This window comes from Geobacillus sp. (assembly GCF_017515625.1).
Classification (GTDB): Bacteria; Bacillota; Bacilli; order Bacillales; family Anoxybacillaceae; genus Geobacillus; species Geobacillus stearothermophilus.
Genome location: NZ_JAFWFM010000124.1, coordinates 1 through 12,813, shown reverse-complemented (window position 1 = coordinate 12,813; position 12,813 = coordinate 1). Strand labels below are relative to the sequence as shown.

The window sequence follows — 12,813 nt, the reverse complement described above, 5'->3', positions numbered from 1 at the left end:
GGCGTCCATCCATGGTTGTCGGTGATGTTGAGACGTTTCATGCAGAATTCCGCTCCTTTCCCATGCTTTTCCTTAGGAGCAGTATAACCAGAGTGGGCACCGCTTATGCGAAGGTTAACTTTTCAATGAGCATGTATATAGAACAGAAACTTTATATGATGTCAACTCCCGAACCAAATTTTTAACTTTTTATCCAAAAATATTTTTCATTTTTTTGAATATTTTATTTGCGATATTTTCCACAAGTTAAATGTATGTTACACTACATATGTACAGATCAAAAAGTCCCTTTTTGCCTAGAAGGAGGATTATAATCATGAAAGCTGCAGTTGTGGAACAATTTAAAAAGCCGTTACAAGTGAAAGAAGTGGAAAAACCTAAGATCTCATACGGGGAAGTATTAGTGCGCATCAAAGCATGTGGGGTATGCCATACAGACTTGCATGCCGCACATGGCGACTGGCCTGTAAAGCCTAAACTGCCTCTCATTCCTGGCCATGAAGGCGTCGGTGTAATTGAAGAAGTAGGTCCTGGGGTAACACATTTAAAAGTTGGAGATCGCGTAGGTATCCCTTGGCTTTATTCGGCGTGCGGTCATTGTGACTATTGCTTAAGCGGACAAGAAACATTATGCGAACGTCAACAAAACGCTGGCTATTCCGTCGATGGTGGTTATGCTGAATATTGCCGTGCTGCAGCCGATTATGTCGTAAAAATTCCTGATAACTTATCGTTTGAAGAAGCCGCTCCAATCTTTTGCGCTGGTGTAACAACATATAAAGCGCTCAAAGTAACAGGCGCAAAACCAGGTGAATGGGTAGCCATTTACGGTATCGGCGGGCTTGGACATGTCGCAGTCCAATACGCAAAGGCGATGGGGTTAAACGTCGTTGCTGTCGATTTAGGTGATGAAAAACTTGAGCTTGCTAAACAACTTGGTGCAGATCTTGTCGTCAATCCGAAACATGATGATGCAGCACAATGGATAAAAGAAAAAGTGGGCGGTGTGCATGCGACTGTCGTCACAGCTGTTTCAAAAGCCGCGTTCGAATCAGCCTACAAATCCATTCGTCGCGGTGGTGCTTGCGTACTCGTCGGATTACCGCCGGAAGAAATACCTATTCCAATTTTCGATACAGTATTAAATGGAGTAAAAATTATTGGTTCTATCGTTGGTACGCGCAAAGACTTACAAGAGGCACTTCAATTTGCAGCAGAAGGAAAAGTAAAAACAATTGTCGAAGTGCAACCGCTTGAAAACATTAACGACGTATTCGATCGTATGTTAAAAGGGCAAATTAACGGCCGCGTCGTATTAAAAGTAGATTAAAAAGTAGATTAAAAAGTAGATTAAAAAGAAGGCGTCTGAGGGCGCCTTCTTATTTTACTTCAACGGAAAATACTTGATGATCATGAAGCTCTTCCTTATTTACGTCCCACAAAACGTCCGATACGGTCGATCAGACGGCTCAGGAGGTATAGCATATTACCCGTGGTGCTAGATAAACTCAAACAAGCATAAAAATAGCCCTTGCATGAGGATCCCCTTAAAATGAAAGTGCAACCAACCATTAAAAAGGAGCTCCTTTTTTTCCGCACCCGCCCGTCAGTCGATGCTGCACAGCTCGGGCGGGCAGCATTCGCAGGCGATTTCGTCGCGCAAGTATTGCAGGTTGTGGACGCGGATTTTGCCTTTTTGCACGGAGATGACGCCTTTTTTCCGCAAATCGCCGAGCATGCGGTTGACGACTTCACGGGAGGTGCCGCAAAAGTTGGCGAGCTCTTGGTTCGTCAGCGGCACGTCGATCAAAATGCCGTCTTCTTTCATGACGCCGTAGCTGTTGCACAAACGGATGAGCGTTGAATAGAGCGCTCCTTTTTTGCCGTGTAAAATCAAGTCGCGGAATTTCGTCTGCGTTTTGCGGAAATGGAGGCTCATCCATTTCATCAACTCGATCGCCAGCGTCGGATTGTTGGCAAGTTCTTGTTCGAGCGTCTCGCGCTTAATGGCGGAAACGACGCCGTCTTCCAGCACTTTCGCCGTCAGCATGTAGCGGGCGCCAGGGCAAAACAGTGTCAGCTCGCCGATCAAATCGCCCTCGCTGCAAATGCGCAGTGCGAGCTCCTGTCCGTCCATGTCCATTTTGCTGATTTGGATTTTCCCCGATTGGATATAGTAAATATCGTCTGTTTTTTCCCCTTCTTGAAACAAGTACGTTCCCTTCTCAAGGCGAAGATCGCGTCCAAGCGGTGTAAGCCACTTCTGCCATTCACAAGATTCCATCTCGTTCATCTGATCACAACCTTACGTAAAATGTATCGTTATATAAAAGTGTACAGGAAAAAAGAGGGAAGTCAATATAAGGATAGTGGAAAGATTGAAAACTTGTTGAACATCGGTGGAATCGTTTGTGAAAGTCTTTGCATCCCAAGAACATGAGGGCGATGGAGTCAAGGATGCACCTTGGCTGCCGGGACAAATCGGTATTCGTTTCCCATAGACGGAGGGAGGGGCAAGAAAAAAATCCTTGAAAATTATTAAATATACATTTGATTTTATTTTTATACAGTATTATAATGAGAACTACATGAGGCATACGGGTGAGGGGGAACATGATGAACGTAGCCATTATCGGGGCGACGGGGTACAGCGGCGCGGAGTTGTTCCGCTTGCTATACGGGCATCCGCATGTGAGCCGTTGCGACGTGTTCTCGTCGTCGCAGGACGGGGTTCATGTATCGGAAAGTTTCCCGCACGTCGGTTCGGTCGATGGTGCGGTGTTGCATAAACTTGAAATCGAGGCGCTTTCCCGTTACGATGCGGTCTTTTTCGCCACGCCGCCCGGGGTGTCCGGGGAGTGGGCGCCGGCGCTCGTGGATCGGGGAGTGAAAGTGATCGATTTATCGGGCGATTTCCGTTTGAAAGACGGAGCGGTGTACGAACAATGGTACGGGCGGCAGACGGCGCCGGCGGAATATTTGCAAAAGGCGGTGTACGGGCTGACCGAGTGGAATCGGGAGGCGGTGCGCGAGGCCGTGCTCCTATCCAACCCGGGCTGTTATCCGACGGCGACGCTGCTTGGCCTGGCGCCGCTTGTCAAAGAAGGATTGATTCAGGAAGATTCGATCATCGTTGACGCCAAGTCCGGCGTATCGGGCGCGGGGCGGAAAGCAGGGCTTGGGACGCATTTTTCCGAAGTGAACGAAAACGTGAAAATTTATAAAGTGAACGTCCATCAGCACATTCCGGAAATTGAGCAAACGCTGCAAACGTGGAATGAAGCGATGGAGCCAATTACGTTCAGCACCCATTTGATTCCGATGACACGGGGCATTATGGCGACGATCTATGCGAAGGCGAAACAATCGATTTCGCCAAACGATTTGGTAGATTTATATAAAACAAGTTATGAAGGTTCGTCGTTTGTCCGTGTTCGCAAGGTCGGGCAATTTCCAGCGACGAAAGAAGTGTACGGATCAAATTATTGCGACATCGGCCTCGCCTACGATGAGCGGACGGGACGGGTGACGGTCGTGTCGGTGATCGACAACTTGATGAAAGGCGCTGCCGGGCAGGCGGTGCAAAACTTCAACTTGATGATGGGTTGGGATGAGGCGGAGGGCCTCCGATCCTTGCCGATCTATCCGTGAGGGAAGGGGAACGAACAATGACAGCAACGAAACAAACGGCGCAAGTAACGGCGGTCGTCGATGGAACAGTGGTTACGCCGAAAGGATTTCAAGCGGCCGGGGTGAGTGCCGGGCTGCGCTATTCGAAAAACGATTTAGGGGTTATTCTATGCGACGTGCCCGCTTCGGCGGCGGCGGTGTATACGCAAAGCCATTTTCAGGCGGCGCCGCTCAAAGTGACGCAGGCGAGCCTCGCTGTAGAACAAAAATTGCAGGCGGTCATCGTCAACAGTGCATGCGCGAACGCCTGCACCGGTGCGCAAGGGCTCAAGGACGCCTATGAAATGCGCGAGTTGTGCGCGAAACAGTTTGGCCTGGCGCTGCACCATGTGGCCGTCGCTTCAACGGGCGTGATCGGGGAATATTTGCCGATGGAAAAAATTCGCGCCGGCATCAAACAGCTTGTTCCAGGGGTGACGATGGCGGATGCGGAGGCGTTTCAAACGGCGATTTTAACGACCGATACGGTGATGAAGCGCGCTTGTTACCAAACAACGATCGACGGGAAAACGGTCACCGTCGGCGGAGCGGCGAAAGGATCGGGGATGATCCATCCGAACATGGCGACGATGCTCGCATTCATCACGACGGATGCCAATGTTTCGTCGCCGGTGCTGCACGCGGCGCTGCGGTCGATTACGGACGTTTCGTTTAACCAAATTACGGTCGACGGCGATACGTCGACAAATGATATGGTCGTCGTGATGGCAAGCGGTCTTGCTGGAAATGATGAGTTGACGCCGGATCATCCGGACTGGGAATACTTTTACGAGGCGCTGCGGAAAACGTGCGAAGACTTGGCGAAGCAAATCGCCAAAGACGGCGAGGGGGCCACGAAGCTCATTGAAGTGCGCGTGCGCGGCGCGAAAACGGATGAGGAAGCGAAAAAAATCGCCAAGCAAATCGTTGGCTCCAACTTAGTGAAAACGGCCGTTTACGGCGCGGACGCCAACTGGGGGCGGATCATCGGCGCGATCGGCTATTCGGATGCCGAAGTGAACCCGGACAACGTCGATGTCGCCATCGGGACGATGGTGATGCTGAAAGGAAGCGAGCCGCAGCCGTTCTCGGAAGAAGAAGCGGCGGCGTATTTGCAACAAGAGACGGTCGTCATTGAGGTCGATTTGCATATAGGCGATGGTGTCGGCGTTGCGTGGGGCTGCGATTTGACATACGATTATGTGAAAATTAACGCCAGCTATCGGACGTAAGGAGAGAGAACGATGGGGAAAAAGGTCGTCATCAAATGCGGCGGCAGCGTGCTTGATGAGTTGTCTCCCGCCTTTTTTGCCAGCGTGAACGCAATGCGAAAACAAGGGATGGAGGTCGTCATCGTCCACGGCGGCGGGCCGGAAATCGGACACATGTTAAAAAAATTGTCCGTGCCGAGCGAGTTTGTCAACGGCTTGCGGAAGACGACGAAAGACGTGCTCGCGGTTGTGGAAATGGTGCTCTCCGGCAAAGTGAACAAACAGCTTGTCGCGATGCTCAGGCAGCACGGTTTGCCCGCGGTCGGTGTTTCCGGCGTGGACGGGGGACTGCTTGAAGCAGAACCGATCGACTTGGCCAAACTCGGCTATGTCGGCCGTGTGAAAACCGTTCGTTCCCAGCTGTTGCGCACGCTGCTTGCGGCGGGCTACATCCCGGTCATTTCCCCGCTTGGCATCGACCAAAACGGGCAAACGTACAACATTAACGCTGACACGGCGGCTGGGGCGGTCGCAGCGGCCATCGGCGCCAGCCAGCTCGCGTTTGTGACGAACGTACCCGGCATTTTGCGAGACGGTGCGCTCGTGGCTGAGGCGACGGTGGAAATGATTGAACGACTGATCGAAGACGGCGTCATCACGGGTGGGATGATTCCGAAAGTGAAAGCGGCGCTCTCCGCCCTGTCCGATGCGCTGCCGGAAGTGATGATCGTCAGTGGCAAAACAACGTTTTATCAGAACGGAACATGGTATGGGACAACGATTCGGAAAGAAAACGAAGTGGGGGTCTACTAAATAATGAGCGCGCTGTTTCCAACTTACAACCGTTGGAATATCGCCGTCCAGTCGGCCGAAGGGACGGTGGTGACCGATGTGAACGGAAAACAATATCTCGACTTTGTTTCCGGCATTGCCGTCTGCAATCTCGGCCATCGCCATCCGCATGTCCAAACGGGCATTGAACAACAGCTGAATCAATATTGGCACGTCTCGAACTTGTTTACGATCCCGATTCAAGAAGAGGTCGCCTCCTTGCTTGTCGCCCACAGCGCCGGCGATTATGTTTTTTTCTGCAACAGCGGGGCGGAAGCGAACGAGGCGGCGCTGAAGCTGGCGCGCAAACATACCGGGAGACATAAAGTCATTACGTTCCGCCAGTCGTTTCACGGCCGCACGTTCGCGACGATGACGGCGACCGGGCAGGAGAAAGTGTATAGCGGTTTTGGTCCGCTGCTTCCGGAATTCATTCACTTGCCGCTGAATGATGTCGACGCGCTCAAGCAGGCGATGAGCGAAGAAGTGGCGGCAGTCATGCTTGAAGTCGTCCAAGGGGAAGGCGGCGTCCGCCCGGTTGACCCGGCGTTTTTGCAGACAGCGTCGGAGCTGTGTCAACAGCACGGGGCGCTTTTGATCATCGATGAGGTGCAAACTGGCATCGGCCGGACTGGGAAGCCGTTTGCGTACCAGCACTTTGATGTGGAGCCGGACATCATCACCGCAGCGAAAGGGCTTGGCAGCGGCATTCCGGTTGGGGCGATGATCGGCAAAGCGTTTTTGAAAGAATCGTTTGGACCTGGGGTGCACGGGTCGACGTTTGGCGGCAACCCGATCGCGATGGCCGCCGCCAAGGCGACGTTAGAAGTGGTGTTTGATCCGGCGTTTTTGCAAGATGTGCAGGAGAAAGGCCGCTATTTGCTTGCACGCCTCCATGACGCGCTCGCTTCGCTTGACATCGTCAAGGACGTGCGCGGACTCGGGCTGCTGGTCGGAATCGAGTGCCAAACGGACGTCGCACCGCTGTTGCCATTGATTCACGAAAACGGCTTGCTCGTCCTTTCGGCGGGGCTGAACGTGATCCGCCTGTTGCCGCCGCTTGTCGTGACGAAAGCGGAAATCGATGAAGCGGTGGACATTTTGACAAACGTGTTGAACAACGCCAACGCCTCAGCCGTCTTGTAAACGGACGGCCGACGGCTTAATTTTTATTCTTGTTCATGCATAAAAATTCCCGAACGGTTATAAAAACTCAAACGATGAGGTGGCGCCAATGAAAGCGTATTTGCATGTGGCGAGCGGAAAAACGTTCAGCGGGGAGCTCGCCGCTCCGCTTGAAGAAAAGGTGAGCGGGGAGATCGTTTTTTTCACCGGCATGACCGGGTATCAAGAAGTGTTGACCGACCCGTCGTATAAAAACCAAATCATCGTTTTTACGTACCCGCTCATCGGCAATTACGGCATCAACGAAAACGATTTTGAAAGCAAGCGGCCGCACGTCGAAGCGGTCGTCGTCTACGAAGCGAGCCGAGAAGGGTTTCATTACGGGGCGAAATACAGTCTGGCGGAATACTTGCAGCATTGGAACATTCCGCTTCTCACGCACGTGGACACGCGCGCCCTTGTGAAAGAAATCCGCACCGCTGGAACGATGATGGCGGAATTAAGTTTGTCGCCGATTTCAGCCGTTGGAGGCGTGGAAGCAGTATTTCCCGTGCGCGCGGTGTCAACGAGAACGATCGAAACATACGGCGAAGGCGGCCCGCATTTGGTGCTCGTCGATTTCGGCTATAAAAAATCGATTTTGCAGTCGCTTCTTGCGCGCGGTTGCCGGGTGACGGTTGTGCCGCATGATACGGCGCCGGAAGCGATTGACGCGCTGAAACCGGACGGGCTTGTCCTCTCGAACGGCCCAGGCGATCCGAAACAGTTACGCCATCAGCTTCCCGCTATCCGTCAGCTGATCGACCGGTATCCGACGCTTGCGATTTGCCTTGGCCATCAGCTCGTTGCCTTGGCGTACGGGGCGGATACGGAAAAACTCCGTTTCGGGCATCGCGGCGCCAATCAACCGGTGTGGGACGCGGTGAAACAAAACGTGATGATGACATCGCAAAACCATAGTTATGTCGTCAAAGAAGGCAGTTTGGTGGGCAAACCGTTTGACATTCGTTTCATTAACGTCAACGACGGTTCGGTCGAGGGCATCGTCCATCGCCATAAACCGATTTTGTCCGTGCAATACCATCCGGAGGCGCATCCCGGGCCGCACGATACCGGCTATATTTTCGACGAATTTTTGCAAACCGTGTTCAAGGGAGAGAACGTCTATGCCTAAAGATTCTTCGCTTCAATCGATTCTCCTGATCGGGTCGGGGCCGATCGTCATCGGCCAGGCTGCTGAGTTTGATTATTCCGGCACACAGGCGTGCATCGCCTTAAAGGAAGAAGGATACCGCGTTATTTTAGTGAACAACAATCCGGCGACGATCATGACCGATGATGTCCATGCCGATGCCGTGTATTTTGAACCGCTCACCGTTGAGGCGGTCGAAGCGATTATTGCCAAAGAACGCCCGGACGGGCTGCTCGCCACATTCGGGGGCCAGACAGGGCTCAACTTGGCGTTTCAGCTGCATGAAGCCGGCGTGCTTGAAAAGTATGGGGTGAGACTGCTCGGAACACCGATTGAAGCGATTAAGCGCGGGGAGGACCGCGAAGCGTTCCGCGCGTTGATGCACGAGCTTGGCGAACCGGTGCCGGAAAGCGAAATTGTTACAAGCGTCGAGGAAGCGGTCGCGTTCGCCGAACAAATCGGTTTTCCGATCATTATTCGTCCTGCATATACGCTCGGCGGGACGGGCGGCGGCATTGCCGAAAACATGGAGCAGTTTCTCGCGCTCGTGGAAAAAGGATTGAACGAAAGCCCGATTCATCAATGTTTGATCGAACGGAGCGTCGCCGGATTTAAGGAAATTGAATATGAAGTGATGCGCGACCAATCGAATACGTGCATTACCGTTTGCAATATGGAAAACGTCGATCCAGTCGGCATCCACACGGGCGATTCGATCGTCGTCGCACCGTCGCAGACGTTGACCGATGAGGAGTACCAAATGCTCCGTTCGTCGGCGGTGAAGATCATTTCCGCATTAGGGATCATCGGCGGCTGCAACATTCAGTTCGCCCTTGACCCGAACAGCAAACAATATTACTTAATCGAAGTCAACCCGCGCGTCAGCCGCTCGTCAGCGCTCGCCTCGAAAGCGACCGGCTACCCAATCGCCCGCATTGCGGCGAAGCTGGCGGTCGGCTATACGCTCGCGGAACTCGTCAATCCGGTGACGAAAACGACGTACGCCAGCTTTGAACCGGCCTTGGATTATGTCGTCGTCAAGTTTCCGCGCTTGCCGTTTGACAAGTTTCCGCACGCGGATCGGAAGCTCGGCACGCAAATGAAGGCGACCGGGGAAGTGATGGCGATCGACCGTAACATGGAGCGGGCGTTTCAAAAAGCGGTGCAGTCGCTCGAAGGCAAAAACAACGGACTGTTGTTGCCGGAGCTTTCGGTGAAAACGAATGATGAGCTGAAACAGCTGCTTGTCGACAAAGACGACCGCCGCTTTTTCGCGATTTTGGAACTGCTCCGCCGCGGGGTGGCGGTTGAAGCCATTCACAAATGGACGAAAATCGACCACTTTTTCCTTTGCTCGTTCGAGCGGCTTGTCGCCCTTGAAAAACAGGCAGCGGCTGCAACGTTGGATACGATTGAGGAGCAAACGTTCCGTTTCTTGAAAGAAAAAGGATGTAGCGACGCCTTTTTAGCTGAAACGTGGGGCGTGACGGAGCTTGACGTGCGCAACAAGCGGAAGGAACTTGGCATCGTGCCGTCATACAAAATGGTCGACACGTGCGCGGCCGAATTTCATTCAGAAACGGATTATTACTACTCGACTTATTTCGGCGAAGACGAGCGAAAACAACCGAGCGGCAAAGAGAAAGTGCTGATCATTGGAGCCGGACCGATCCGCATCGGCCAAGGCATTGAGTTTGACTACAGCTCCGTTCATAGCGTGTTCGCCTTGCAAAAAGAGGGCTATGAAACGGTGATGATCAACAACAATCCGGAAACGGTGAGCACCGACTTTGCCGTCGCCGACCGTCTGTACTTTGAACCGCTGACGCTTGAGAGCGTCCTCGATGTTATCGAAGCGGAACAAATCAAGCATGTCATCGTTCAATTTGGCGGTCAGACGGCGATCAATTTGGTCAAAGGACTCGAAGAAGCAGGTGTGCCGCTGCTTGGCGTCACGTACGATATGATTGACCAGCTCGAGGATCGCGATCGTTTTTACCAGTTGCTTGAGGAGCTTGACATTCCGCACGTACCGGGCTTGGTGGCGAACAATGCCGAGGAGCTCGCCGCCAAAGCGGCTGAGATCGGCTGCCCGGTGCTGCTTCGTCCGTCGTATGTCATCGGGGGCCGCGGCATGTTTATCGTCCATAGCGAGGCGCAGCTCGCTGCTTTGATCGAGCAAGGCGAGTTGACCTATCCGATTTTGATTGATGCGTATTTGGACGGGAAAGAGGCAGAAGCGGACATCGTGACGGATGGAACAGACATCGTGCTGCCGGTCATCATTGAACACGTCGAAAAAGCCGGCGTCCACTCAGGTGACAGCTATGCTTGGCTGCCGGCGCAGACGCTCACAGGTGAAGAAAAAGCGAAAATCATCGACTATGCGGGCCGGATTGCGAAAAAACTCGGCTTTAAAGGAATTATGAACATTCAATATGTCATTGCGGACGGCAATGTATATGTTCTGGAAGTGAACCCGCGCGCGAGCCGGACGGTGCCGATCGTCAGCAAAACGACCGGCGTGCCATTGGCGCAAATTGCGACAAAGTTATTGCTTGGGAAATCACTTGTCGACATCGTTGACGAAAAAGCTCGCGCATTGGCGGTCATGCCGTACGCCGTGTTAAAGTATCCGGTCTTTTCGACCCATAAGCTGCCGGGGGTTGACCCGGTGGTTGGGCCAGAGATGAAATCGACCGGCGAAGGCATCAGCATCGCCGCAACGAAGGAGGAAGCGGCGTATAAAGCGTTTTATCCGTATTTGCAAAAGAAAGCGAACGCGAACGAGGTCTATGTCATTGGCAACATCGATGCCGAGCTGGAGGCGGAGATGACGGCAAAACAGCTGACCATCGTCGCTGATGTCCCGTTTGCCGATTGGGTGAAGCGCGACACGGCGCTCGCGGTGATCGACTTGGGCAAAGAGGAAGGCGAAGCGAACAAACGAATGACTGCGTTGTCCCGACAATTGCTCGTCTTCACGGAACGTGAGACATTGAAGCTCTTCTTGCAGGCGCTCGATGTCGATCATCTTGACGTGCAGCCGATCCATGGCTGGTTGGAAAAGAAAAAACAGGCAGAACAGGCGGTGATCGCATGAATGCAGTGATGTCATTAAAAGGGAGAGATTTTTTAACGCTTCTTGATTTCACGACAGAAGAAATTTTGGACTTGCTGGCGTTAGCAGCTGATTTAAAAGCGAAACAAAAAGCCGGTGTATCGTATACGCCGCTTTCCGGGAAAACAATGGCGATGATTTTTGAAAAGCCGTCAACGCGCACGCGCGTGTCGTTTGAAGTCGGCATGATTCAGCTTGGCGGCCAGGCGATGTATTTAAACGGAAACCATTTGCAGCTTGGCCGCGGCGAAACGATCGCCGATACGGCCCGCGTCTTGTCGCAATACGTCGATGTCATTATGATTCGCACATTTGCCCATCAAAAAGTCGAGGAGTTGGCCGAATATGCGTCCGTTCCGGTCATCAACGGCCTGACGGACGACGATCATCCGTGCCAGGCGTTGGCGGATTTGCTGACGATTTATGAAGTGAAGAAAACGTTCCAAGGCGTCAAGCTCGCCTATGTCGGCGACGGGAACAACGTCGCCAACGCCTTGCTTGTGGCCGCGGCGAAAGTCGGCATGGATGTCGCCATCGCCTGTCCACCGGGCTATGAGCCAAAGAAAGAATATGTCGAGGCGGCGTGCCGGATCGGTGAACAGACAGGCGCCGCCGTCACGGTGACGCACGACCCGCTTGTGGCGGTGGCGGGGGCGGATGCGATTTATACGGATGTCTGGACGAGCATGGGCCAAGAAAGCGAAAGTGCTGAGCGGCTGCAAGTGTTTCAGCCGTATCAAGTCAACGAAGAGCTCGTCAAAGCGGCAAAACCGGATTATCTCTTTTTGCATTGTCTGCCGGCCCACCGCGGCGAAGAAGTGACGGCCGGCGTCATGGACGGTCCGAACTCGGTCGTCTTTGAGCAGGCCGGCAACCGGCTTCATGCGCAAAAAGCGATTTTGTTGTCCGTTTTATAGCAAAGGGGGAATTCCCGTTTCGGGAGTTCCTTTTTCACTTTGAAAAGGATTTCGAGGGGAGAGCTCCTTTTCGTTGTGAACAGCTTGGCGTTCCGTTTGCGATCCTCCATCCCGAGTTCGACAGTCACTAGGCAAACAAAATGCCTCTCGCCCCTTGATACAAAAGGGATCGGAGGCATTTGGGCACACTTCGGGCGTGTATCTAGGCGCGAGGGTGGATGCCTAGAATCTTTGGAGGAGGTTCCAGCCCTAGAGCCGCAAGGAATAGCGCTTGTTTGGCCGTCAGTTCTGTTCGTTGATAAAGGTCGCCGTTTTTTGAAGAAAAATGTCCAAGCATGAGACACTCGCATTCGTCTCTTACTTTCGGCCACGATTCATGAGTCAGGGGAAAGGAATCGCGAAATGCTTTTGGCCAGACGCTCCAAGACGGCGCGATCCACTTCATCTTCGCGACCGAACGAATCCATCACCTTCGCTTTCGCCTATTTGGCCTTTGGATCCCATTCATTATGAGCAAGATGGGGATCCGTCACAGTCGTTCCGTCTTTGTTTTTGCGTGTCACTCGTCGTATGTACATGCCTATATTATAAGCGATATTAGGCTTTTTTTAAAGGATAAATTATGAATTCGTGTGCCTATGAAATTCAGTGTTTTTTTCTAGGATCCGCATCGCGAAATCTTTGATATAACAGCATTTTGGCCATTTTCATTTGCCTAAAATGGCCTCAAAACTGTCGAACTCGGGT

Annotated in this window: 9 protein-coding genes and 1 pseudogene; 8 read left to right on the top strand and 2 right to left on the bottom strand. The window is 52.6% G+C overall.

What is annotated here, in order from left to right; all coding sequences use genetic code 11:
• The first annotated feature begins 316 nt into the window (after positions 1-316).
• Positions 317-1,330: an alcohol dehydrogenase AdhP gene (gene adhP, locus IKE44_RS07755; RefSeq protein WP_033015595.1), complete on the top strand. Its 1,014-nt coding sequence runs from the start codon at positions 317-319 to the stop codon at positions 1,328-1,330.
• Positions 1,331-1,606: 276 nt separating this feature from the next.
• Here the strand turns inward: adhP and IKE44_RS07750 are convergent, their stop codons facing one another.
• Positions 1,607-2,293 (bottom strand): Crp/Fnr family transcriptional regulator, encoded by a 687-nt coding sequence (locus tag IKE44_RS07750; RefSeq protein ID WP_287465526.1) that lies wholly within the window; start codon positions 2,291-2,293, stop codon positions 1,607-1,609.
• A 323-nt stretch (positions 2,294-2,616) separates the two neighbouring features.
• Between IKE44_RS07750 and argC the strand changes: the two genes are divergently transcribed.
• The 7 genes from argC (at position 2,617) to argF (ending at position 12,066) form a co-directional block, all read left to right on the top strand.
• Entirely contained in the window at positions 2,617-3,651 is a 1,035-nt protein-coding gene (gene argC / locus IKE44_RS07745; RefSeq protein WP_049624662.1) for an N-acetyl-gamma-glutamyl-phosphate reductase, read from the top strand.
• 17 nt (positions 3,652-3,668) lie between these two features.
• Positions 3,669-4,901 (top strand): bifunctional ornithine acetyltransferase/N-acetylglutamate synthase, encoded by a 1,233-nt coding sequence (gene argJ, locus IKE44_RS07740; RefSeq protein WP_121678243.1) that lies wholly within the window; start codon positions 3,669-3,671, stop codon positions 4,899-4,901.
• Between the two features lie 12 nt (positions 4,902-4,913).
• On the top strand, positions 4,914-5,693 hold the full coding sequence (argB, locus tag IKE44_RS07735) for an acetylglutamate kinase (protein ID WP_121678242.1): 780 nt from the start codon (positions 4,914-4,916) through the stop codon (positions 5,691-5,693).
• 3 nt (positions 5,694-5,696) lie between these two features.
• Positions 5,697-6,857: an acetylornithine transaminase gene (locus IKE44_RS07730; RefSeq protein WP_121678241.1), complete on the top strand. Its 1,161-nt coding sequence runs from the start codon at positions 5,697-5,699 to the stop codon at positions 6,855-6,857.
• A gap of 88 nt (positions 6,858-6,945) precedes the next feature.
• On the top strand, positions 6,946-8,010 hold the full coding sequence (locus IKE44_RS07725; RefSeq protein ID WP_033015608.1) for a carbamoyl phosphate synthase small subunit: 1,065 nt from the start codon (positions 6,946-6,948) through the stop codon (positions 8,008-8,010).
• Positions 8,003-11,131 (top strand): carbamoyl-phosphate synthase (glutamine-hydrolyzing) large subunit, encoded by a 3,129-nt coding sequence (locus IKE44_RS07720; protein WP_049624658.1) that lies wholly within the window; start codon positions 8,003-8,005, stop codon positions 11,129-11,131. The genes IKE44_RS07725 and IKE44_RS07720 overlap by 8 nt, the downstream gene beginning before the upstream one ends.
• Positions 11,128-12,066, top strand: coding sequence for an ornithine carbamoyltransferase (gene argF, locus IKE44_RS07715; protein WP_049626104.1), 939 nt, complete (start codon positions 11,128-11,130; stop codon positions 12,064-12,066). The genes IKE44_RS07720 and argF overlap by 4 nt, the downstream gene beginning before the upstream one ends.
• Positions 12,067-12,446: 380 nt before the next feature.
• Here argF and IKE44_RS13840 read toward each other — a convergent pair.
• Positions 12,447-12,644: pseudogene (locus IKE44_RS13840) on the bottom strand (IS1634 family transposase); the annotation flags it as partial.
• Positions 12,645-12,813: the final 169 nt, after the last annotated feature.